Source organism: Mycobacterium sp. 1081908.1 (assembly GCF_001673535.1).
Classification (GTDB): Bacteria; Actinomycetota; Actinomycetes; order Mycobacteriales; family Mycobacteriaceae; genus Mycobacterium.
This window is the reverse complement of the sequence record NZ_LZLY01000095.1, coordinates 1-20,372: the sequence shown is the minus strand read 5'-3', so window position 1 is coordinate 20,372 and position 20,372 is coordinate 1. Positions and strand designations below refer to the sequence as shown.

22 protein-coding genes are annotated in these 20,372 nt (G+C 69.3%); 9 read left to right on the top strand and 13 right to left on the bottom strand.

The window, feature by feature from the left end:
* Positions 1 to 161 precede the first annotated feature (161 nt).
* Positions 162 to 1,016, bottom strand: a complete 855-nt coding sequence (locus A5655_RS28705) for a hypothetical protein (protein ID WP_231999162.1) — start codon at positions 1,014 to 1,016, stop codon at positions 162 to 164.
* 63 nt (positions 1,017 to 1,079) lie between these two features.
* On the bottom strand, positions 1,080 to 1,706 hold the full coding sequence (locus tag A5655_RS13785) for a hypothetical protein (protein ID WP_067010906.1): 627 nt from the start codon (positions 1,704 to 1,706) through the stop codon (positions 1,080 to 1,082).
* 687 nt (positions 1,707 to 2,393) lie between these two features.
* Here A5655_RS13785 and A5655_RS13780 point away from each other — a divergent pair.
* A complete protein-coding gene (locus A5655_RS13780; RefSeq protein WP_231999161.1) occupies positions 2,394 to 3,656 on the top strand; it encodes a CaiB/BaiF CoA-transferase family protein in 1,263 nt (420 codons plus the stop codon).
* A gap of 219 nt (positions 3,657 to 3,875) precedes the next feature.
* Here A5655_RS13780 and mtnA read toward each other — a convergent pair whose 3' ends face one another.
* On the bottom strand, positions 3,876 to 4,844 hold the full coding sequence (gene mtnA, locus A5655_RS13775; protein WP_067010905.1) for an S-methyl-5-thioribose-1-phosphate isomerase: 969 nt from the start codon (positions 4,842 to 4,844) through the stop codon (positions 3,876 to 3,878).
* A gap of 130 nt (positions 4,845 to 4,974) precedes the next feature.
* Here mtnA and A5655_RS13770 point away from each other — a divergent pair, with 130 nt between their 5' ends.
* Complete coding sequence (locus tag A5655_RS13770; protein ID WP_067010903.1) at positions 4,975 to 7,032, top strand: hypothetical protein; 2,058 nt, start codon at positions 4,975 to 4,977, stop codon at positions 7,030 to 7,032.
* Between the two features lie 5 nt (positions 7,033 to 7,037).
* On the opposite strand, the gene A5655_RS13765 is transcribed toward A5655_RS13770, so the two are convergent.
* The gene (locus A5655_RS13765) at positions 7,038 to 7,646 is read right to left on the bottom strand and encodes a cutinase family protein (RefSeq protein ID WP_067010901.1); all 609 of its coding nucleotides are present in this window, start codon (positions 7,644 to 7,646) and stop codon (positions 7,038 to 7,040) included.
* Positions 7,647 to 7,734: 88 nt separating this feature from the next.
* Between A5655_RS13765 and A5655_RS27870 the strand changes: the two genes are divergently transcribed.
* Together A5655_RS27870 and A5655_RS13760 are read left to right on the top strand one after the other, a co-directional pair.
* A complete protein-coding gene (locus tag A5655_RS27870) occupies positions 7,735 to 7,872 on the top strand; it encodes a hypothetical protein (protein ID WP_156764853.1) in 138 nt (45 codons plus the stop codon).
* A gap of 165 nt (positions 7,873 to 8,037) precedes the next feature.
* Positions 8,038 to 8,541: a PE family protein gene (locus tag A5655_RS13760; protein WP_082978649.1), complete on the top strand. Its 504-nt coding sequence runs from the start codon at positions 8,038 to 8,040 to the stop codon at positions 8,539 to 8,541.
* Between the two features lie 12 nt (positions 8,542 to 8,553).
* Here the strand turns inward: A5655_RS13760 and A5655_RS13755 are convergent, their stop codons facing one another.
* Both A5655_RS13755 and A5655_RS13750 read right to left on the bottom strand, forming a co-directional pair.
* Positions 8,554 to 9,966 (bottom strand): PE family protein, encoded by a 1,413-nt coding sequence (locus tag A5655_RS13755; protein WP_067010899.1) that lies wholly within the window; start codon positions 9,964 to 9,966, stop codon positions 8,554 to 8,556.
* 164 nt (positions 9,967 to 10,130) lie between these two features.
* Positions 10,131 to 11,624 (bottom strand): bifunctional phosphatase PAP2/diacylglycerol kinase family protein, encoded by a 1,494-nt coding sequence (locus tag A5655_RS13750; RefSeq protein ID WP_067010922.1) that lies wholly within the window; start codon positions 11,622 to 11,624, stop codon positions 10,131 to 10,133.
* Between the two features lie 24 nt (positions 11,625 to 11,648).
* Here A5655_RS13750 and A5655_RS13745 point away from each other — a divergent pair, with 24 nt between their 5' ends.
* A complete protein-coding gene (locus A5655_RS13745; protein WP_067010897.1) occupies positions 11,649 to 12,389 on the top strand; it encodes a hypothetical protein in 741 nt (246 codons plus the stop codon).
* On the opposite strand, the gene A5655_RS13740 is transcribed toward A5655_RS13745, so the two are convergent.
* From A5655_RS13740 to A5655_RS13730, 3 genes are read right to left on the bottom strand one after another with little or no spacing between them, the layout of a single operon-like run.
* On the bottom strand, positions 12,380 to 13,060 hold the full coding sequence (locus A5655_RS13740) for a GAP family protein (protein WP_067010895.1): 681 nt from the start codon (positions 13,058 to 13,060) through the stop codon (positions 12,380 to 12,382). The two genes, A5655_RS13745 and A5655_RS13740, sit on opposite strands and share 10 nt — an antisense overlap.
* A 26-nt stretch (positions 13,061 to 13,086) precedes the next feature.
* Complete coding sequence (locus A5655_RS13735) at positions 13,087 to 13,746, bottom strand: GAP family protein (protein ID WP_067010893.1); 660 nt, start codon at positions 13,744 to 13,746, stop codon at positions 13,087 to 13,089.
* Positions 13,747 to 13,779: 33 nt separating this feature from the next.
* The gene (locus tag A5655_RS13730; RefSeq protein WP_067010891.1) at positions 13,780 to 14,085 is read right to left on the bottom strand and encodes a hypothetical protein; all 306 of its coding nucleotides are present in this window, start codon (positions 14,083 to 14,085) and stop codon (positions 13,780 to 13,782) included.
* Positions 14,086 to 14,203: 118 nt separating this feature from the next.
* Here A5655_RS13730 and A5655_RS13725 point away from each other — a divergent pair, with 118 nt between their 5' ends.
* Both A5655_RS13725 and A5655_RS13720 read left to right on the top strand, forming a co-directional pair.
* The gene (locus tag A5655_RS13725; protein WP_067010889.1) at positions 14,204 to 14,425 is read left to right on the top strand and encodes a hypothetical protein; all 222 of its coding nucleotides are present in this window, start codon (positions 14,204 to 14,206) and stop codon (positions 14,423 to 14,425) included.
* Positions 14,426 to 14,459: 34 nt separating this feature from the next.
* Positions 14,460 to 15,980, top strand: a complete 1,521-nt coding sequence (locus A5655_RS13720) for a glycosyltransferase family 39 protein (RefSeq protein ID WP_067010887.1) — start codon at positions 14,460 to 14,462, stop codon at positions 15,978 to 15,980.
* Here A5655_RS13720 and A5655_RS13715 read toward each other — a convergent pair whose 3' ends face one another.
* Together A5655_RS13715 and A5655_RS13710 are read right to left on the bottom strand one after the other, a co-directional pair.
* The gene (locus A5655_RS13715; protein WP_067010885.1) at positions 15,981 to 16,814 is read right to left on the bottom strand and encodes a family 16 glycosylhydrolase; all 834 of its coding nucleotides are present in this window, start codon (positions 16,812 to 16,814) and stop codon (positions 15,981 to 15,983) included.
* Positions 16,815 to 16,968: 154 nt separating this feature from the next.
* Positions 16,969 to 17,409, bottom strand: a complete 441-nt coding sequence (locus A5655_RS13710; RefSeq protein WP_067010884.1) for a MarR family winged helix-turn-helix transcriptional regulator — start codon at positions 17,407 to 17,409, stop codon at positions 16,969 to 16,971.
* Between the two features lie 119 nt (positions 17,410 to 17,528).
* On the opposite strand from A5655_RS13710, the gene A5655_RS13705 reads away from it, so the two are divergent.
* Positions 17,529 to 18,158: a hypothetical protein gene (locus A5655_RS13705; protein WP_067010883.1), complete on the top strand. Its 630-nt coding sequence runs from the start codon at positions 17,529 to 17,531 to the stop codon at positions 18,156 to 18,158.
* On the opposite strand, the gene A5655_RS13700 is transcribed toward A5655_RS13705, so the two are convergent.
* Entirely contained in the window at positions 18,155 to 19,180 is a 1,026-nt protein-coding gene (locus A5655_RS13700) for an NADP-dependent oxidoreductase (protein WP_067010920.1), read from the bottom strand. The two genes, A5655_RS13705 and A5655_RS13700, sit on opposite strands and share 4 nt — an antisense overlap.
* A gap of 47 nt (positions 19,181 to 19,227) precedes the next feature.
* Here A5655_RS13700 and A5655_RS13695 point away from each other — a divergent pair, with 47 nt between their 5' ends.
* Positions 19,228 to 19,962 carry a DUF3060 domain-containing protein gene (locus A5655_RS13695; RefSeq protein WP_067010882.1) on the top strand — a complete coding sequence of 245 codons (735 nt, stop codon included), beginning with the start codon at positions 19,228 to 19,230 and terminating at the stop codon, positions 19,960 to 19,962.
* A gap of 13 nt (positions 19,963 to 19,975) precedes the next feature.
* On the opposite strand, the gene A5655_RS13690 is transcribed toward A5655_RS13695, so the two are convergent.
* Positions 19,976 to 20,372 (bottom strand): hypothetical protein (locus A5655_RS13690; RefSeq protein WP_067010881.1); only part of this gene is annotated, 397 nt, incomplete at its 5' end.

Sequence of the window (20,372 nt, the reverse complement as noted above, 5' to 3'; positions counted from 1 at the left end):
CGCCGTGGTGCTCGGTGCTGCCTCTTCCGCACCCGTAGTGGCCGCTCCTGTGTCGGCGCGTGTCCCCCAAATCGGCCCGGCCACGGAGCGGAGTTACGTGGCTTTCAACGCTCCGTGGCCGGCTGCCCAACTACGACTTGACAGGCGGCCCGCGACGCGGATCATGGTTCGTCCTCAAGCTGCTCCGCTTCCCACTCTTCATGAGCTAGCCGCTGATTTTCCGACGCCTCCCACATCGCGGCATCGTCGACCTCGTAGACGAGCATGTTTGGTTCGGGACCAGTACAACTGGACCCCAGCGGCTCCGAGAATGCAATCACATCGGCCACGAAATCCGTTGCGGCCGTCAGTAGTTCGGCATCTCGCGAGACGATGCCGAACTCAAGGTGATTAGTTGAACCCCCAGTCCAGTTCGCCGAACCCATCCATACAGTCCGCGGCGTAAAGCGAGGACTGCCCTCGTCCGTGCCATACGGTGTTTCGTAGATGGGCCAGCTGATTTCGCCAAGCACGAGCATCTTCGCATGGACGATCGGGTTGTCCTTCGCCTCTTTCAGCCAACCGACCGTCCGAACCGGGTCGATGACGTGCTCCACGACCTCGCGTGGCGTGTAGGGGCCGACGATCACCCGTTCGCCATTTTCGGCAGGAATTAGACCCGCGAGTCCTGCGATGGCGGCATTAGGAAAGCCATTCAGATACTCGCCTTCCTCCTCGACACCGGGCATCAGGCGGTCGATGGCCTTCCGACTCCTCAATGCCTTATCGACCACGACGCACAGCGAGTTCAGCTTCTCAAGCCGGTCGATGACGGCCTCATGCGTCAGCCAGGGCACGCACCCGATGGCCGCTGACCCCCCGCCTGTCGCCGCGATGTGCTCGTCCAGCACCGTGCACAGGCCGTCCAACACCTTGCCCCCGAACCAAACCCGCCCCTCAGCGCCAGCGCCCCAAGTAAGCGGGTGCCCCGACCATTTCTTGAACAGCTCGTACTCGCCGAGAGGCATGCGCTGCATACCGCCATCGTCCCAAATGACCCCGACACCCGTCACGACATTTTTGAGCGTCCAGGACCCGGGTCAGCGAGAGGTGCGGGGCCGCTGCGACGGCGGGACGTAAAGCTGGTCGATTCCCTCGACGCTGCCCGCTGACTTTCCAAGCACAACAAGGTAGCTCTTGACGAAGTCCACGTCGTAACTCGCCGCCATGAGAATGTCGATGGGTGGGAAGTACTTCGCCGCGAAGAACCATTCGCGTTGTCGCGCATAGCCGTTGTACCCGGCGTCGTGCAGGTCTTGTAGCGCCTGTTCAATCTCGGGCGGCACGCCGGGATGTCGCTCACCGGTCACCGCGTCAACAGCCTTCGTCGCCGCAGCCCACCCCGCGACCTCACGCGGGTTCGGCGTGGCCACGCCGAGCAGTTGACCGGCAGCCAGGCGCATACCCTTTTCCAGCAGCTTCAGCGGAGGATGCACAACCATCACTGGTCCGCCTGGCGCAGGCTTGTTTCCACGCCCGCTGCCGATGTTCTTGTTGGCGCTGTAGTTCTGGTGGTACCTCTCCCGACTCGCCGACATATGCGGCAGCAACAGCGCACGGTGAGCCCAGTTCGTGCCGTTCTCGCGTAGGTACCTCTCAACCGCCGCGAATGCGTAGGCGAGGCCGCGTTCGCTGCCGTCAGCCCACACGTTGTCCTTCGGTTCCATGCGCAGGAGTCTCCCAGCACACACCGACAACCTCCCCCGGCGTGTCGCGCCGGATGGCTCGCTCCGGTCGCGGCTACCCAACACGCGGTCCCGTTTCGGTCCCGTAAACACACCCGAACTGCGGGCGTACTTCGGCGGTACCGAGGGCGTCCGCGAGCCGTACCGAAAGTGTGCTTGAACAGTGCAAGCGTAGTTGCTGCTAGTGCAGCGACGAGCGACTATCGCTCACATGTTCGGGCGTAGAAAATACTTCCCAAGCTGAATACGCGGGTTCGATTCCCGTCATCGGCTCCACGCTGACCAGGACACTCCCGCCGCTACACCGCTATGCCCAGGGGACCTATACCCCGCCCGTACCCCGAACGACTCCCGTCGGTCGTGCGGCCGCGGGTCCGGTACACCTCCGACTGCGCCCATCACAGTTGTGGCAGGACCTGCCAAGAAGTGCGACGGCGGAGCGCGCCCGGACCGGGATCATCCGTCGCCTCATCGCCGACATCCGGTCGGGCCGGATCAACGCGCGCGATCGGGTGAGCCCTCTGGCCGATCGACCGGATAGAGGACGCGATCGCGGCCCCTGATGCCGGGCGAGGTCACGCGCGCGGTTCTCGAGCACGACCGACAGGTGGAGTACGCAAAGCGTCGGGCGCTTCGATGCGAACCTATGATTGCGCAGCACGACTTGAAATGGATGAGCAGCAGGAGATCATGAGCACGACACAGCTTGCCCTGGAGGGTATCCGGGTCATCGACATGACCCGCGTCTTCGCCGGCCCGATCAGCGCGCAGATACTGGGCGACCTCGGCGCTGACGTCATCAAGGTGGAGCGGCCGGGCAGTGGTGACGAAGGGCGCGCTTACGGTCTCGCCTCGGTCGAGGGCAAGGATGGCAAGGACCTTCGCCAGTCCGGCTTCTTCACCGCGTCGAACCGCAACAAGCGGTCGATCACGGTCAACCACTCCAAGCCGGAGGGGCAGGACATCGTGCGTGCTCTGGTCAAGACCGCGGACGTCCTGATCGAGAATTACAAGGTCGGCGACCTCAAGCGGTTCGGGCTGGATTATGAGAGCCTGAAGGCGATCAATCCCCGCCTCATCTACTGCTCGATCACCGGCTTTGGCCAGACTGGGCCGATGGCGGCGCGCGCGGGCTACGACGGGTTGTTCCAGGCGAGCGGCGGCATGATGGCCGTGACCGGCATCCCCGAAGGCCAGCCCGGCGCGGGACCGGTGAAGGCCGGTCCCAGCCTTGTCGATTTCGTGACCGGCCACAACAGCGCCATCGCGATCCTCGCCGCGCTGCACCATCGCAACAACACGGGCGAGGGCCAGTACATCGACATGGCGCTGCTCGACAGTTCCGTGGCGATGATCTGCCACATCATGCAGGACTATCTCATCAACGGCGTCCAGCCGGAGCGTCTGGGCAATGGTGGCAACGGCGGCGGCCCCGCCGACCTCATCCATGCGCGCGACGGCATGACGTACATTACGGCCGGCAGCGACGCCCACTGGCGGCGCATGGCGGAGTTGATGGGCCAGCCCGAGCTCTACGCCGACCCGCGCTTCGACACCAACGCCAAGCGGGCCAAGACCAATCGCGCGGAGTTGATCGACATCATCAACGTGTGGAGCCGGCAGTTCACGACGGAGGAGCTTCAGGCGAAGTTCGATAGCGTGGGGATCCCGGCCGCGCGCTATAACGATTTGGCGGAGGTCTGGGACGATCCGCAGGTGCAGCACCGGCGCCTGCGCGCGACGACGCCGCATGTGTGGGCCGCCGCCGGATCGGTCGACCTGATCGGCAGCCCACTGGCGGGCATGGGCGCGACGCCTGCGACGATCCGCCGCGCGCCGCCGCTGATCGGCGAGCACAGCGCGGAGATACTGGGCGAACTGGGCTATGACGCGGCGCAGATCGCGGGCTTGCAGGAGCAGGCGATCATCTGATCCCGGTCACAGGCCTGCAGGCGCCCGCGGACGAGCCGGGATCGCTGCCCGGAATCGCCAATGCCTCCTACGGCATCGGCGGCTCGCTGGGGTTCGCCTGGGCCGGAACGGTTGTCGGGGCGGGCACCGCGGCCAGCTACCATGCCGGATTGTGGCTCTGCGTCGCCATTGGCGCCGTCGCCGTCGTGGCGAGCCTGATCCTGAAACCGCGGGCCAGCGTCACGACGGCCGATAGCGGCCGCGCTCGGTGACCACGGCCGAGATCAGATCGGCCGGCGTCACGTCGAAGGCTGGGTTGAAGACGCCCGCGTCCGGCGGGGTGATCGTGGTCCCCCCGAACGTCCGGAGTTCGTCGGGCGCGCGTTCCTCGATCGAGATCTCCGCGCCGGTGGGCAGCGACGCGTCGATGGTGGACGACGGCGCGACGACGACGATCGGCACGCCGTGATGGCGCGCCGCGATGGCCAGCCCGTAGGTGCCGATCTTGTTGGCGACGTCGCCGTTGGCCGCGATCCGATCGGCGCCGACGAGCACGCAGTCGACGAGCCCGCGCGCCATCGCCGCCGCGGCGGCGCCGTCCGGCTGCACCCGGTAGGGCACGCCGGCCTGCGCCAGCTCCCACGCGGTGAGCCGGGCGCCCTGCAGCAGCGGACGCGTCTCGTCGACCAGCACCGACTCGACCAGCCCGCGCTCGTGCAGGTGCCAGACGACCCCGAGCGCGCTGCCCCACGCCACGGTGGCCAGATGCCCGGCGTTGCAGTGGCTGAGCAGCCGCAGCGGGCGGCGATCGCATAGCTCCAGGACGATCTCGGCGGCGTGGGCGGATGCGGCGCGGTTGAGGCGTTCGTCCTCGTCGAGTATTTCCAGCGCCTCGGCGAGCACGGCGTCGGCGCCCTCCTCGAGCTTGTCGAGAGCGCGGCCGACTCCCCAGCTGAGGTTGACGGCCGTCGGTCGTGCCTTGGCGACTCGTTCGGCCGACGCCCGCACGTCGCCCCCCTCGCGGACCGCGAGCACCACGCCGAGCGCGCCCGCCGCACCCAGCGCCGGGGCACCGCGCACGGCCAGGCGGCGGATCGCGTCGATCAGCTCGTCGACGGTGCGCAGGGTGAGCTCGCGGTAGTCGGCGGGCAACGCGGTCTGGTCGATGATCGTGACCGCGTCGCCGTCCCAGTCGATGGTCCTGCGCACGAGCCGACCCTAGCCCGCCGAGCTGGGGGTTCTTAAGCCCTACACAGCTTCGCCAGGATCCTGATACAGCTTCCCGCGCGACGATCGGTCAGGCGGTGACCGGCCGCCAAGATGCTGGGAGGCGTGCCTCATGGATATCGTGCTCGGAGTCTCGCTAGCGCCAGACTCCGTTCAGATGGTGCTGCTGCAGGGCGAAAACGCCGATGGCGCAACGGTAGACGAGAAAGAGTTCGCGGTCACCGCCGCCGACGATTCGCCGACCGTCAGCGCGTCCGATCGGGCGATCGCCGCCATTCTGGGCACTCGCGAGGACGCGGTCAGTGCCGGCATCGAGCTGTCCGCCGTCGGGGTGGCCTGCACCGACCAGCTCGAAGCGACAGCGGTGCGCGATGCGCTGGCCGCCCACAAGCTCGAGAACGTCATGCTGGTCTCGACGTTTCTGGCCGCGACATCATTGACCCAATCCGTCGGTGGCGCAATGGGTTACGAGCGCACCGCGGTGCTTTTCGTTGAGCCCGACACCGCGACTTTGGCCGTCATCGAGACCTCCGACGGGTCGGTCGCCGATGTCCGGACAGAACGGTTGAATGACGCGTCCGGGGAGTGCGCAACCGCGAAGCTGATGGAGATGGTCGCCGGGCTCGACGAGCTCCCAGACGGCCCAGACGGCCTATTCGTGGTCGGCTCCAATGTCGATGTCGCCCCGATCAAGCCGTGGCTGGAAGAGGCGACGCCGCTCAGCGTGAGCACGCCGGAAGAGCCGGAGACGGCGCTGGCCCGCGGGGCGGCCCTGGCGTCCGCCAATGCTCCGTTGTTTGCGTCGTCGACCGCCGCGCTGGCCTACGCACAAGACCCGGGCACCGGTGCGCTCGACGCGAGTACCCTGCCCGAATATTTGCGCATCGCCGATGCCGAGCTCGGCGACGACGAATTCGCTTATAGCGCAGTGGAAGACGACGAAGCCAGCGCCCCGACCGTTGTCATGGACGCCGGCGATCAGGATGAAAGCGAGCCGCGTTCCAGGCCGGGCCTGCTGGTCGGCAGCGCGGTGGCGGTCGCAGCCATCAGCGCGGCGATGGCGCTCGAGATCGCGCTATCGGTCGGCGTCCACACGACCGTCGGAATGCTGCCCGCGCCGCTGCAAAATCTCCTTGCCCCGGCAGAGCACGTATTCGCGCCCGCGCCTTGGCAAGTGGCGGCCACCAAGGCGGAAGCACCCAAGCCGTTGAGCCCACCCGCGGGTGCGCCGGCGGCAGTGCCGGTCCCGGCGGCCGCGGTTCCGGCGGCTCCTCCTCCCGCGGCCCCGGTTCCGCCGGCTCCGATTCCAGTGGCACCCGTTCCGGAGGCGGCTGTTCCGGCCGCGCCAGCCGTGCCGTTTCCCGTCGTAGTGGTCCCGCCGATAGCGCCGCGCCCGCTTCCGCAGGTTTGGTTCCCTGACCCGCCAGCGAGCCCACCCGTTATCCAGGCGCCCCCGCATCCGTCGCCGCCGGCCGAGCCGCCCCCGGTCCACGTCCCTCCGCCGCACTCGCCGCCGCCCCACCAAACTCCGCCGGGGCACGGGCCGGGCACCAATCCCGGTGGCACGGAGGGCAGGCCTCCGAGCAACCCGGGCGACGGCGGGCCTGCCAGCGGCCCAGGCCCCGGCCACGGGACCCCCGGCGGCGCACCTCCGGAAGGCACCGGACCCGGTACCGGCCCCGGCACTCCCGGCGACACGCCTCCCGAAGGCGGCGGGCCGGTTACCGGTCCCGGCCCGAGCCACGGGACCCCGGGCGGCACGCCGCCCGAGGGCGGCGGACCGGTCGGCGGCGCCACACCCCCCGCCGGCGGCGGACCGATCGGCGGCGGCGCCATCCCGGGCGCCGGTGGCCCGGTCGGCGGTGGCACGCCCCCTGCCGGCGGACCGATCGGCGGAGGCGCCGGCCCGGGCAGCGGTGGGCCGGTCGGCGGAGGCGGTTCCCTCGGCGGGGGCGGCTCTCTCGGTGGCGGCAGCTCCCTCGGCGGAGGCGGCTCCCTTGGCGGAGGCGGTTCCCTCGGCGGGGGCGGCTCTCTCGGTGGCGGCAGCTCCCTCGGCGGAGGCGGCTCCCTCGGTGGCGGCTCCCTCGGTGGCGGCGGCTCGATTGGCGGAGGCAGCTCAGGCGGCGGCAGCTCCATTGGCGGCGGCAGCTCAGGCGGCGGCCACCACTAGCCGTCCTAGAGCCTCCCGGCGGCGAAGCTGGCGGCCTGATCCACCAGCCCGGAGTCGATGTACGACGGCTGCAGATGCGACGGCCAATTCAACCCTCGCCCGCAGATGGGGTCGCCCGGTGCGCACTGGTCGATCGTCTTACCGGCGAAGGCGGGCCCGACTCCGTGGGTGCCGTTGCCGAACAATGCGACCGCAGCGACATGCTGATCCACACCTGGCGGCAGCGGGTTGGTGAATCCGAATCCTGAACGGCCCCCGGTGACAAGGTCGGCCACCTCGGCGCCCAGCGAATAGCCGCCGAGCACTAGCCGAGTGTTCGGGCAACTTTTGGCCATGAATTGGACGTGGGCGCTCATATCGTTGGCGCCACTTCCGGTGGTGATGTTGGCGGGATAGCTGACGCCGTACACGCCCACCGACATACGCGTCTTGCCGCGCAGCGAATTGACGAGCGCGTCGCCGACTGCTCCGACGCCGGGGGGTTCTTCCCGGCCGCGCGCGAAAACCACTTCGGCGTCGGGGCATGCCGCCGATGCCGCCGGAATCAGCGCCGCCAGCGGAACCGGCGCGATCATCAACGCCACGGGGAGCGCGGCGGCGGCGACAAGCCTCATGACGCGATTTTACGGACTTACTGACGGGGGGCCAGCAAATGGTACGACCGGCGCATCGGCGGGTATCCCCTCCGTACAGGAGCGAAGCATGGATCTAGTACTGGTAGCCGGGTTCGTGGCAATCTTCGTGCTCTGGTCGTTGGCGATCTGGCTCGGACACGAGGCCAGACGGCGGCATCTGCCGCGCGACGGGCACCGAGACAGCAGCGATCCGTCGCTGATTTGATGAGATAGTCACCGCCTCGCCCGAGGAATGGCAAGGCACCGGGCAACGGTCTGCGTAATCTTTGCCCGCCGCCTAACGACTAAAGGGCGACTTGTGAAAATCACGGCTTTCGAGCGATACTTTTGCCATCTCGAAATGGCTCAATGAGGCGCTAGGAGGACGGGCATGTCGGGTCTGGTCGCGGCGCCAGAGCTACTTAGCACGGCCGCAACGGATTTGGCGAATATCGGTTCGACGCTGAGCGCCGCGAACAGCGCGGCCGCCGCCTCGACCGCCGCGGTGCCGGCCGCCGCCGCCGACCAGGTATCGGCCGCCGTGTCACAGTTGCTCTCCGCGCACGGCCAGGAATACCAGGCGCTCGCCGGGCAGGTGGAGGCGTTTCATCAGCAGTTCACGCAGAACTTGCAGGCCGGCGCGGGCGCTTACGCCGGCGCCGAGGCCGCGAACGTCGCGGTGATGCAGCCCCTGGCCGCGGCCGCAAGCTCGATCGCCGGCGCCGCCGTGGCCGCCGCGAACCCGGTGGTTCAGTGGTTCAATGGGCTCTTGGTCGACTTGCAGAACTTAATAGGCCGTTTCCTATTCTTTTTGTTCGCACCAATTCTCGACCCGATTATCAACTCATTGGCCAACGCCATTGCCACGGCAATTGTCCAGGGTCTCTTCAAGTAGATCCGCGGCAAATCACCCCGGCGACCCGCTCGGACCAATGGGGCCGAACAGGTAATACCCGCCGAAGCCGCCGGGGCCGCCGACGCCGGGGATGACCCCCACGCCGCCGTTGCCGCCGGCGCCGCCGATGCCGAAGAGCAGGCCGCCGTAGCCACCCTGGCTGCCGTTGCCGCCGACCGCCAGGCCGGCCGCGCCGAAGCCGTTGCCGCCGTGACCGCCCAGCCCGAACAGCAGGCCGCCGAGCCCACCGAGCCCACCCGTGCCGCCGTGACCGCCGGCCTGGGCGGCCCCGCCGTCGCCGCCGGCGCCGCCGATGCCGAACAGCGAACCCCCGGCGTAGATGCTGCCGGCACCGTCGCTGAACACGTAGCCGTTGTCACCGCCGAGCCCGCCAGGGCCGCCGGTGCCGCCGGGCGTCAGGGCGGTCCCGCCGGCGCCGCCGTGGCCGCCGAGGCCGAAGAGCAGGCCGGCGCCAGCACCGCCCTGGCCACCCTGGCCGCCGATGTTGCCGGCGCCGACGGCCGCCCCACCTGCGCCGCCGTCGGCCCCGGTGCCGATGATGTCGAACAGGGCACCGCCGCTGCCGCCGTCACCGCCGACGCCCGCGAGCCCGTTGGTGAAGTTGAGGCTGGACCCGCCGGCGCCGCCGGCGCCGCCCAGGCCGTAGATCAAGCTGCTGCCGTTGCCGCCGGCGGCGCCCCAGCCGGCGACGAAGCCGTTGCCACCGGTCCCGCCGATGCCGCCGTTGCCGATCAGGAACCCGCCGTTCCCGCCGAAGCCGCCGTCGCCGCCGACGCCGTTGACGCTGACACCGCCGGTTCCGCCGCCGCCGCCGTTACCGAAAAGTCCGACGGCGCTGCCGCCGTTGCCGCCGAAGCCGGCCACTCCAGCGCCGATCGCGTTCCCGCCGTTTCCGCCGCGGCCGCCGTTGCCGAACAAGAACCCGCCGCTGCCACCGCTGCCGCCGTTCTGGCCGGGCCCGCCGGATCCGCCGGCGCCGCCGTTGCCCCACAACAGCCCGCCGGCCTGGCCGTTGGCGCCGGTGCCGGGCGTGCCGTCGGCGCCGTCGCCGATGAGCGGACGGCCCAGCAGCGCCTCGAAGGGCCCGTTGATGTCGTTAATGAGCCCCTGCAGGGGATTGGCATTGGCGGCCTCGGCGGCGGCGTAGGAGCCCGCGCCCGCGTTCAGCAGCTCGACGAACCGTTGGTGAAACGCGGCGGCCTCGGCGCTGATCGCCTGGTAAGCCTGGGCGTGGGCACCGAACATCGACGCGACCGCGGCCGACACCTCGTCGGCGCCGGCGGCCGCCACCGCCGACGTCGGGGCCGCCGCCGCGGCGTTGGCCGCGGTGATCGTCGAAGCGACATTCGCCAAATCCGAGGCCGCCGCCGTCACGTACTCGGGAACAGCAATGACAAAGGACATCCCGACCTCCGACCGACGCGGCGACCGCCCGGTGGTCGCCGAATGGCAAAATTGTTATCGCTTGCCCGGCCTACCGATCCCAAGTTTCAGCGGTCCTCGCAGCAACCCTCCGAGCAAACACCCGATCGCTGGGGCGAGGCTAAGCGGGCACTGTGCCGACGCTGTTAAACGGTTTGCGGCCGGAACACCGGCAGGATCCGGTATCTAGCGGCGAAACTCGCGTCGTCGTACCGCTCGCCGACCTCGCCGTCGTGCGCGACGACCGTCGGGCCATCGACGGCCGAGAAGCTGAACTCCGGCACCCGCAGCTCGTGGTAGAGCTTGCTGCGCGGCAGGCGTCCCAACGCCAGCGCCGCCAGGATCCTGGTCCGCGCCCACGGGCGGCCGGCCTCCAGGATGCGCACGTCGATCAGCCCGTCGTCCATGCGGGTGCGACGGCTCGGCGCGAATCCGCTCGGCAGATACACCGAGTTGCCGAGAAACAACAGCGACGTCCGCAGGGTCTTGTTGTCGTAGCGGATGGTGACGGGCCGGTCGCTGCGCAGGGTGCGCAGCAGCGCGTAGAAGCTGGCCACCGGCTTGCCGACGCGCTTCTCCAACTTTTCGCGCCGCTGCACGAACTTCGGGTAGGCGCCGATGCTCGCGGTGTTGAGCACCATCCGAGTTTCGTTGAGGCACACCAGGTCAACGCGGACCACGCTGCCGCGGCGGATCGCATCCACCGTCTTTGCCACCGTGTCGCAGCCGATGTCCTTGGCGAAATGGTTGAACGTTCCCCCGGGAAACACCGCGAGGGGAAGACCCGCGTCGATGGCGACCGACGCGGCGGTCGCCACGGTGCCGTCGCCGCCGCCGACCGCCAGCACCTCCGCGCGTTCGGCCGCGCGGCGCAGCGCCGGCTCGGGGTCCTCGCCGGGTCCCAATTCGACGATCTCCGCCTTCGGCAGCGCGGCGCCGCACTCGTCGGCGACGCGGGCGCCCGTGCCGCTCCCGGACGACGGGTTGATGACGAGGACGACGCCGGCGCCGTCGGGCCGCTCCGGCGTGTCGACGATCAACGGTTCGCTCCGGGGCAGCGCCATTTCCACGATCGGCGGGACGAGCCGGCCACCCAGCACCGCAACTCCGGCACCGATGCCGAATCCGGCGAGGACGTCACCGGGGTAATGCGCGCCCGTCGCCACCCGCGACAGCCCGACCAGGCCGGCCAGCAGCGCCAGGACGAAGCCCAGCGGGGGATTCTCCAGCCCCACCCCGACGGCGAACGCGGCGGCGCTGGCCGAGTGTCCCGACGGCAACGAGTTCGACGCGGGACGGCGGCGAACCCGCCTGACCAGTGGCACCGAGTCGTAGACGGGCCGCGGGCGCGGGCGGATTCGCTTGGCGACCTGGTTGGTGACCAGGCTGGTGACCCCGAGCGTGACGACACCGCGGGTCGCGCCGCGCTGCGCGGACCGTTTGCCCGACGAGAGCAACGCCACCGCGATGCCCAGCCACAGCTTGGAGTGATCGGCCGCCCGGGTCAGGGGTGGCATGAGCGTGTCCAGCAGCGGGGTCGGCGTCTCGGCGATCGCCTCGAACAGCTCTCGATCGAGCGTGCCCAGTCCGCGGGTGATCTGCTGGACGCCGCGCGGGCGCTGCCAGGGCCGCCTGTTCATCGACTCCACCCTAAATTGGCAAGCGTGCGCACAAACGGCTACTCCGAGGCGTGGCGGCAAAACGCCCGCCGCCGCGGGGTGCCCGCGGACGACGTCGCCGAGATCGCCCGGCGGCACGCCGTCACGCCGGAGAGCTTTGCGGTCTTCGCGCGGGCCGAGGAGATCACGGACCCGCACGGCAAGTCCTTCTTCCTCCTGCCGCCGGGGATGAGCGGGGACGACGCGCGCGGGGCGACGCTGATGACCTACGTCCTGAACGCGGGCACCGACTACGGCAAACCGGGCGAGCGGCGCACCGACTTTCCCGAGACGCCGTACTGCGCCGCGGAGGTCGCGCGAATCATCAAGCGCCAGAACGCGAATCGGTGGAGCTATTCGCGGGACGTCCGGTTCGTGCACCGCAACGGCGGGCGGCTGGTGACGACCCCGAACGGCATTCTCATGGGCGCGGGCGGCAATTGGCTGCAGCGGCAGTACAGCCGGCGGGGCGGCACCACGTGGGGCGACATCTTCATGCTCAACGTCGGCGGTCTCAGCGATCCGGCGGAGCGGCTTCGCCGGATCGTCCGGTTCGGGCTTGCCTGGAACGGCCCCGATTTGGACCGGGTGCTGCACCACGAGGAGCGGCACTGCCGGCAATGGGCGGCGAGGGGCTACCTGGGCATGCTCGGGGGCTACGGCTGGGAACTGGTCCGCGAGTTGGCCTTCGGCAAGACGAACAGGTTCGAGGAGGACGCCGGCCTGTCCGACGGGGGCTACAGGTGATACAGCGCGCGAATCCCGTGGGACAGCACCATCGCACCGATCACGACCAACAGCGCCGCCAGGAGGGCGGCGTTGTTCTTGTCCATCCAGTCCTTGACCCGCGCCAGCGTCGGGTCGAGGCGCTGACCGGCCGCCGCGTAGGCGAGGATCGGGATCGCGACGCTTGACGCCGCGACCGCGACGAAGAACGCGGCGGCCAGCCAGTCCCCGCCGACGCCCAGCCCGGCGGTCCCGATGCCCAAACCGGCCGGCACGCAGATCAGCGAAACGTCCGGCCGCACGACTGCCAGCGCCGCCCCGGTAAGCCCGGCGCGGGCCGGCGCGATGGTGTCGAACGCGCGCATCCAGCCCGGCGACTCGGTGCGGCGTTGCCGGGTGAACCACTGATAGATGCCGTAGGCGATCAGGGCCGCGCCGAGCACGACCCGCAGCCACGACGACCACCTCGGCGGGGACTTGTCCAGACCGCCGAGCAGGCCGGAGGCGGCGACGGACACCGCCGTCAGCGCGGCGATCCCCAGCACCCAACCGGCGAGGAAGGCCAGGCTGCTCGGCCGGGCCCGCGGCGCCTGCAGGACCAGGACGGCGGGGATGACCGTGAGCGGCGACAGCGAGATGACCAGTCCGAGCGGAATCAGCCCGGTCGCGACGGTAACCCAGCTTCCTGCCATGGGCAGCAATCTAGCGTGCGCCGCCGCTACAGCGCGTGAATTCCGTTGTAAAGCACCAACAAACCGATCAGCACCAGGATGACGGCGAGCATCGCGGCGTGGTTTTCTTCCATCCACACCTTGAGCCGTTCCAGCGCGTCGTCGAGGCGGCCGCTGGCGCCGACGTAGGCCAGGATCGGCGCGGCGACGGTCGACGAGGACACGGCGACGAAGACGGCACCGGCTACCCAGCCGGCCACGGCGCCCACCCCGCCCGTGCCGATCGCCAGGCCGGCGACCGCGCAGAGGATCAGCACCTCGAGGCGCACCACCGTCAGCACCACCCCGGTCACGCCGGCGCGCAGCGGGGTCAGCTTGGAAAACGACCGCATCCACACGGGTGTCTTGCCCTGACGATGCCGGGTCAGCCAGCGGAAGATGCCGAACGCGATGAGCGCCAGGCCCAGCACCACGCGCAACCACGAGGCCCACGTCGGCGGGGTCTGATGCAGGTCACCCAACAGGTCGGAGGCCCCGACGAACGCCGCGGTGAGGGCGGCCATGCCCACCAGCCAGCCGCCGAGGAACGCCAGGCTGGCCGGCCGCGGCCGCGGCGCGTGCAGGACCAGCACCGCCGGGATGACCGTGATCGGTGAGACCGCGATGACCACCCCGAGCGGAATGAGCTTGGTCAGAACGGAAGCCATGTTGCCTGTCACGGGCAGCAATCATCGCATTGCTCAGCCTTTCCGGCGCAGCGTCCAGGCCGGTATCCAGTGCGTCACGGTTTTCCGCTTGGAGCCATACGCGATCGGGTAGGTCACCAACCCCCACCAGTCGCCCTGCTCGCAGATGCCCCAGCAGCTCAGCTGGCCCTCGACGACCTTGTGCAGCTGCAGGCCGTTGGACTGATAACGCCCCGAGCGATGGGGCTCGCGCGGGAACAGCACCGTCAGGTCGACCAGCACGGCGATCGGCGGGCGCACCACGCGGAACGGGTTGCGGACCGGCTGCCCGTTGTACCCGATCGACGCGAGGTCGCCCATTGATCGATCATACGTTCGAATTCGCGATTGATGAGCAACCGCATTTCCGGATGGCGGGCTGCGGTCGATGCCCATAGTCGCGTCACCGATATCGAGGGGAAGATCCGCATGAAGGACGTTGATCGCTGCCGGCTTCCTGGCGCTGGGCGGGTTGCTGACCACCGCGGTGGGGGCGGCCAACGCCGACGAGGTTCAGGTCGAGGGCGTGTACTCGACCGAGGCCGCCTGCCTCGTGGACGGCCCGCACGTCGAGATCGAGTACGACAACGGGCGCTACACCCACTACGCGTGCCGCGAGGGTGCCGACGGGCTGTGGTACCTGTACCTGAACAACGGCTAAAAGCCCGGCGCCGCGTCTGGCAACATAGCGGGCGGTGAGCGCCTCCGATACCCGCGAGTCACGACAAGCGTTCGACCCGCTGGTGGTCGGAGTCCTCGCGGCCGCAATAAGTTTGGCCGGCGCGGCTCGTCCGTCGTTCTGGTACGACGAGGCCGCGACCATTTCGGCGTCCTACAGCCGATCGCTGGGCCAGCTGTGGCAGATGCTGGGCAACGTCGACGCGGTGCACGGCCTGTACTACCTGGTCATGCACGGCTGGTTCCAGATCTTTCCGCCCACCGAGTTCTGGTCCCGCGTGCCGAGCGGTCTGGCGGTCGGGGGCGCCGCGGCCGGCGTGGTGGTCCTGGGCAGGCAGTTCTCGTCGCGCACCGTCGCGGTGGCAGCCGGCGTCCTGTGCGGGGTCCTGCCCCGCACGACGTGGGCGGGCGTCGAGGCGCGGCCCTACGCCCTATCGATGATGGCCGCCGTGTGGATAACCGTGCTGCTCGTTGCCGCGGCGCGCCGCAACGGCGCGTGGTGGTGGCTGTCGTACGGCGTCGCCCTGGCCGTGTCGATCGTGCTCGACGCGTATCTGGCGCTGCTGGTGCTGGCGCACCTCGTCTTCGTCGCCCTCTTCGTCCGGGCGCGAAAAGTCCTGCTGCGCTTCGCCATTACGTCAGCGCTGGCGGTGGGTGCCCTGGCGCCGTTCTTGGCGGCGGTCGCCCGGCAGTCGCCTCAGATCAAGTGGGTGCCGACGATCGGGCACCGCACGGTCGAAGACGTGGTGATCCAGCAGTACTTCGAGCGGAGCCCGCCGTTCGCGGTTCTCTCGGCGCTGGTGGTGGCCGCGGCTATCGTCTTGTGGCTCAGCCGATCCGCGCGTCTCGCGCCCGGGGATCGGCAACTGTTGACCATCGCGGTCGCGTGGCTGGCGATACCGACGGCCCTGATCGTGCTGTTCTCGGCGCTGGCCCACCCGATCTACACGCCGCGCTATCTGGCCTTCACCGCGCCGGCGATGGCGCTGATCCTGGGAGTCTGCACCGCCGCGGTGACCGCCAGGCCGTGGGCGGCGGCGGCCCTCGTCACCCTTTTTGCGGTCGCCGCGGCGCCGAATTACGTTCGGGCGCAACATACCCCGTATGCCAAGTACGGAATGGACTACAGCCAGGTGGCCGATCTGATCACCGCCAAGGCGGCGCCGGGCGATTGCCTGCTGGTGAACGACACAGTGACGTTCATGCCCGCCCCGATGCGCCCGCTGCTGGCGGCGCGCCCCGACGCCTACCGGAAGCTGATCGACCTCACGCTGTGGCAACGGGCCACGGACCGCCGCGACGTCTTCGACACCAACCTCATCCCGGAGGTCGTCGCCAGGCCGTTGAGCCGGTGCGGCGTCGTGTGGATCATCACGCAGGCCGACCCCGCCATGCCCGGGCACGAGCAGGGCCCGGCGATTCCCCCCGGCCCGGTGTACGGGCCCACTCCCGCCTTCGCGGTCCCGCGCGACCTGGGCTTCCGGCTGGTCGAGCGCTGGCAGTTCAACCTGGTTCAGGTGATCAAAGCGGAGAGATAGTCACCAGATGCGGATGTAGTCGACGAGCATGTCCGCCGGGTACGTCGCCGCGGCGGGATCGCCGGCGCCGACGCCGCCGACCGCCAGCGTGAACATGGGCGTCATCCAGTAGCCGGGATTGTTGAACGGCCACCGGAAGTCGTCGGGGGCGCCGCCGTGCACGTGGATGGGCTTGTTCGGGACGGTGAAGTACTGCGACCCGTCGCGGGAAAACTGGAATCCGTTTTCGCCCCAATGCATTTGCCACGTGTGCCAGCCGCCGTCGACCAACCCGGGGATCGATTTCCCCTCCCAGGTTTTCCCGTTGGACGCGGCGTGGACCGTGGTTCCCGGGGGCCACGAGCCGTTGCCGTACCACTCGAACAGGTCAACCTCACCGTCGGGCAGCGGGTCCTCGTTGACGCCCCAGAACGCGGACCACAGGCCGGGTTCCAAACAGTTCAGCTTGATCTTCGCTTCCCAGGTTTGGTTGATCATGCTGCGGAAGTTGCCGCGCAGCTTGGCGCCGTAGTACGTGTCCCCTTCCTGGGTGGCACGCAAGACGAGGTTGGAGTTTCCGTCCTGGAAAATGTTTCGGCGGTCGTCGCGGTAGATCCCCGCGACGGGCGGGAACACGTCGTCCTGCCAGGTCTGCACCGTCCACTTGCCCGGGTCTGGTGCCGAGCCCGCCGGGCCGTCGAAATCGTCGGAGAAGATGTAGCCGCCGCCACCGGCCGACGGCGCCTTCGGCGGTGCCGGGAGGGACGGGTTGGCCAGCGCCTCCGGGATGGGGGCCGAGGCCACGGCCGCCAGCATGCCGAGTCCCGTGGTCAGCAACATGCTGCGACGATCCATTTGCATTACCACCAATCTCTACCGCCGGGGCCTCAAGCGGGCCCACGATCCCCCTGGGCAACTCTCGCAAACGGTGTTATGAAACCACGCCGCGGGGGCGGCACGCATCTCGCGAGCCGGTGCGTCGCCATCCAATTCGGCGGACTAACCGCTGCTAGGGGGACGAATCCACGGCCGCGCGGGTTCCCGCCGCGTAAAGCAGTTGCTTGAGGTGGCGCTGCTCGTCGGCGGTGAGCCGACCCAAGACCCGTTGATCGGCCGTGTGGACCGCTGCCTCCGCGCGTTTCAGCAGGGCCTGGCCGCGGCGGGTGAGCCGCGCCGGCATCGCCCGGCCCCACGGTGTCGACGCCGGACGGCTCAGGGCGCCGCGTTCCTCGAGCGCGTGCAGCACCTGGTTGGCCGCCTGCGCCGAGACGTGGGTGCCGCGGGCCAGCTCGGCACTGGTGAGGCCGGGGTGGTTGGACAGGATCCGCATGCACACGAACTCGGGCAGGGACAGGCCCAGCGGCTTGAGCTCCGCGGCAACCTGGGGCCGCAACGCCGCCATAACCCGGTACAGCAAAAACCCCAGCGGCGCCTCGTGGGATTGAGTCATACCCCTCATGCTGGCACGCGGGCGGCCGTTCGGAGACCACAACCATCAATTTCCTTGACATCCTCCATCACGGTGGTATCAAGGAGCTTGATAGTCCAATGTGGAAAGGAACGACAGCGATGTCTGGTGGATTTTTCGGTGGTTTCGGCGGTCCCGGTTTCGGTGGTCCCGGTTTCGGTGGTCCCGGTTTCGGCGGCCCGGGCTTTGGCGGCCCGGGCTTTGGCGGCTGGGGCGAAAAGGGTTGGGGCCACGGCGGGTTCAAGGGTGGTTTCGGCCACGGCGGGCCCGGGCGGCGACCCTTCCTCAAGCGTGCGGCGTTCGTCACCGCGGCGCTGCTGCTCGACGGGCCGGCCGACGCCGCGCAGATCGTGCAGCGGGTGTCCGACGCGACCGAGGGCGCGTTCACGCCGCCGCAGGACGTGGCGGAGCTCGCCATCGGCCTGCTGGCCGGCCGGGGCGTGGTCACGGTCGACGACGGCGTCGCGACGCTGACCGAACTGGGCCGAAACCTGCTGGCCTGGCGCGGCGTGAGCAGCGAGACGGCGCACGCCTTCCTCGGGCGGGCGGCCAAGTTCGGCGACGTCTTCAAGATCCGCAGGGAGCTCTTCGAACTCGCCGGCCTGGCCCGCACCATCACCTGGACCGGCACCGACGAGCAGCAGCAGCAGCTCGCCGAGACCCGGACCAAGGTGCTGGAGGCCCTGACCGACGCCAAGAAGGCGCTGCACCGCGTCCTCGGCGAGGGCTAACCGGAAGTTGGCTCGCTCAGCTTGACCAACATCTTGCCGATGTTGGCCCCGGTGAATAGGCCGTTGAGGGCGTCGACGCACGACTCGACGCCCTCAAAAACGGTCTGGCGCGCCTTGATTCGGCCCTCCTGCTCCCACTGGCGAAGCGCGGCATGCGCTTCGTCGAAGCGGCCCCAGTCGTCGAGCGCGTTGAAGCCCTGCATCAGCGCGGTCTTGGACAGCAGGTTCACGTAGTTGGCCGGCCCCGGGTGCTGGCCGCTGAGGTAGCTGGAGATGACGCCGCAGAGCACCACGCGCGCCTTGGTGGCCAGCCGGCCCAGCACCGCGTCGAGGATCGGCCCCCCGACGTTGTCGAAGTAGACGTTGACCCGGCGCGGGCAATGCTGCTTGAGCGCCGCGGCGACATCCTCGTTCTTGTAGTCGATGCACGCGTCAAACCCGAAGTCCTCCACCACCGCCCGGCACTTCTCGGGGCCGCCGGCGATGCCCACCACCCGGGCGCCGGCGATCTTGGCGATCTGCCCGGCCACCGACCCGGTGGCGCCCGCGGCGGCCGACACCACCACCGTCTCCCCGGGCTGCGGCCGGCCGATGTCCATCATCCCGATGTAGGCGGTCGCCCCCGTCGGGCCGTACACCGACATCACCGCCAGATGATCCACCGCCCCCCGCCCCGGGACGGGCGTGCTGAACACGTCGTCGCGGATGATCACGTACTCCTGGAAGCCGCTCAGCGTGGTGACGACGTCGCCGACCTTGAACGCGTCGCAGCGGGTCGCCACCACCTCGCCGATGCCGGCCGCCCGGATGACCTCGCCCAGCTGCACCGGCGGAAGGTAGCCCGGTTGGTCGTTCAGCCAGGTCCGGACGGCGGCGTCGAGGCCCACGTAGGTGGTTCGCAGGAGCGCCTCGCCCTCCGCGGGTTCGGGCGCCGGCGTGGTGACCAGCTCGGTGTCGTCGGGCTGGACCAGCCCGGTGGGGCGGCGACGCAACAGGATTTGACGGTTCGGTAACTCGGGCACGGTGCTGAAACTACCCATTGCGGCCGATCGAATGGGAGCATCTCTGCATGAACTCGCAGGACGACCCTGAAGAGCGCATCCGCGAACTCGAGCGCCCCCTCGCCGACACGGCGCGCGCGTCCGAATCCGGACAGGCGCCGCCGCCCGGCGGCTACCCGTCTTCAGCCCCTTCGTATTCGCCGGATGCGTACACACCACCGACGTATCCACCGCCCCCGCCGCCGCAAAGCCCGTGGACCTACGGCGGCCCGTTGTCCGGACCACCGCCGCGCTCCCCCTCAGGCAACCGCACCTGGTGGATCCTGGGCACGGTGATCGTGGTCGGGTTCCTGGCGCTGGCCGGCGGCATCGCGGCCTTTGCCGCGCACCAGCTTTCGGGTGTCCGGTCGATGATCAGCTCGACGCCCACCATGCCCAGCGTCACCGCGACGTTCGGCCCGCCCACCAGCACATCGCGTAAACCCACCCCGTCGAAGACCCGCACGACGACGCCGTCGACGTCGCCCACCGCGCCGCCGGGCGGCAGCCTCAGCATCTCAGGCATCAACGAGAACCGCACCGTCGCCTGCAACGACAACATCGTCAGCGTGAGCGGGGTTTCCAACACGGTGGTGATCACCGGTCACTGCAAGAGCCTCACGGTGTCCGGCGTGCAGAACGCCATCACCGTCGACGCCGTCGACAGCATCGACGCCTCCGGCTTCGACAACAAGATCACCTACCACTCGGGCAACCCGAAGATCAGCAACGCCGGCGGTTCCAACGTGGTGCAGCAGGGCTGACCGGGCAGCCGGGCTACGTGGAGTCTTCCGAATCCGTATCCGAATCGTCGTCGAGGACGCTGACCGCGATGCCGTAGGGCAGGAAGCGCACTTTGCGCTTGGGGTCGACGTTGTTCTTGTTGGCGCGCAGCGCGTCGAGTTCGCTCGCGTAAACCTGTTCGACGTGGGCGCCGCCGTCGGCGTCCACGGTGTAGATCGCCCACACCCCGTCGCCGGCCTCGCCGGCGGTCTCCGGCCCGCGCCGTGGCCGCCGGGACAGGTCCTCGAACAACGCGGACCAACTTGTCCCCGGCACCGGCGCGGTGACAAATCTGCCGAGTTTCTCGAACACGTCCCGCAGCCCCTCGCTGCCCTCCCTGATCACGCGGTCGAAATCCTCGGGATCGAATCCGAACGCACCGTACTCGCCC

Excerpts from the sequence above, each read along its gene's own strand:
- A5655_RS28705 (WP_231999162.1), bottom strand. The coding sequence starts at position 1,016 with ATGCAGCGCATGCCTCTCGGCGAGTACGAGCTGTTCAAGAAATGGTCG.
- A5655_RS13785 (WP_067010906.1), bottom strand. The coding sequence starts at position 1,706 with ATGGAACCGAAGGACAACGTGTGGGCTGACGGCAGCGAACGCGGCCTC.
- A5655_RS13780 (WP_231999161.1), top strand. The coding sequence starts at position 2,394 with ATGGATGAGCAGCAGGAGATCATGAGCACGACACAGCTTGCCCTGGAG.
- A5655_RS13770 (WP_067010903.1), top strand. The coding sequence starts at position 4,975 with ATGGATATCGTGCTCGGAGTCTCGCTAGCGCCAGACTCCGTTCAGATG.
- A5655_RS13765 (WP_067010901.1), bottom strand. The coding sequence starts at position 7,646 with ATGAGGCTTGTCGCCGCCGCCGCGCTCCCCGTGGCGTTGATGATCGCG.
- A5655_RS27870 (WP_156764853.1), top strand. The coding sequence starts at position 7,735 with ATGGATCTAGTACTGGTAGCCGGGTTCGTGGCAATCTTCGTGCTCTGG.
- A5655_RS13760 (WP_082978649.1), top strand. The coding sequence starts at position 8,038 with ATGTCGGGTCTGGTCGCGGCGCCAGAGCTACTTAGCACGGCCGCAACG.
- A5655_RS13755 (WP_067010899.1), bottom strand. The coding sequence starts at position 9,966 with ATGTCCTTTGTCATTGCTGTTCCCGAGTACGTGACGGCGGCGGCCTCG.
- A5655_RS13750 (WP_067010922.1), bottom strand. The coding sequence starts at position 11,624 with ATGAACAGGCGGCCCTGGCAGCGCCCGCGCGGCGTCCAGCAGATCACC.
- A5655_RS13740 (WP_067010895.1), bottom strand. The coding sequence starts at position 13,060 with ATGGCAGGAAGCTGGGTTACCGTCGCGACCGGGCTGATTCCGCTCGGA.
- A5655_RS13735 (WP_067010893.1), bottom strand. The coding sequence starts at position 13,746 with ATGGCTTCCGTTCTGACCAAGCTCATTCCGCTCGGGGTGGTCATCGCG.
- A5655_RS13730 (WP_067010891.1), bottom strand. The coding sequence starts at position 14,085 with ATGGGCGACCTCGCGTCGATCGGGTACAACGGGCAGCCGGTCCGCAAC.
- A5655_RS13715 (WP_067010885.1), bottom strand. The coding sequence starts at position 16,814 with ATGGATCGTCGCAGCATGTTGCTGACCACGGGACTCGGCATGCTGGCG.
- A5655_RS13710 (WP_067010884.1), bottom strand. The coding sequence starts at position 17,409 with ATGACTCAATCCCACGAGGCGCCGCTGGGGTTTTTGCTGTACCGGGTT.
- A5655_RS13705 (WP_067010883.1), top strand. The coding sequence starts at position 17,529 with ATGTCTGGTGGATTTTTCGGTGGTTTCGGCGGTCCCGGTTTCGGTGGT.
- A5655_RS13695 (WP_067010882.1), top strand. The coding sequence starts at position 19,228 with ATGAACTCGCAGGACGACCCTGAAGAGCGCATCCGCGAACTCGAGCGC.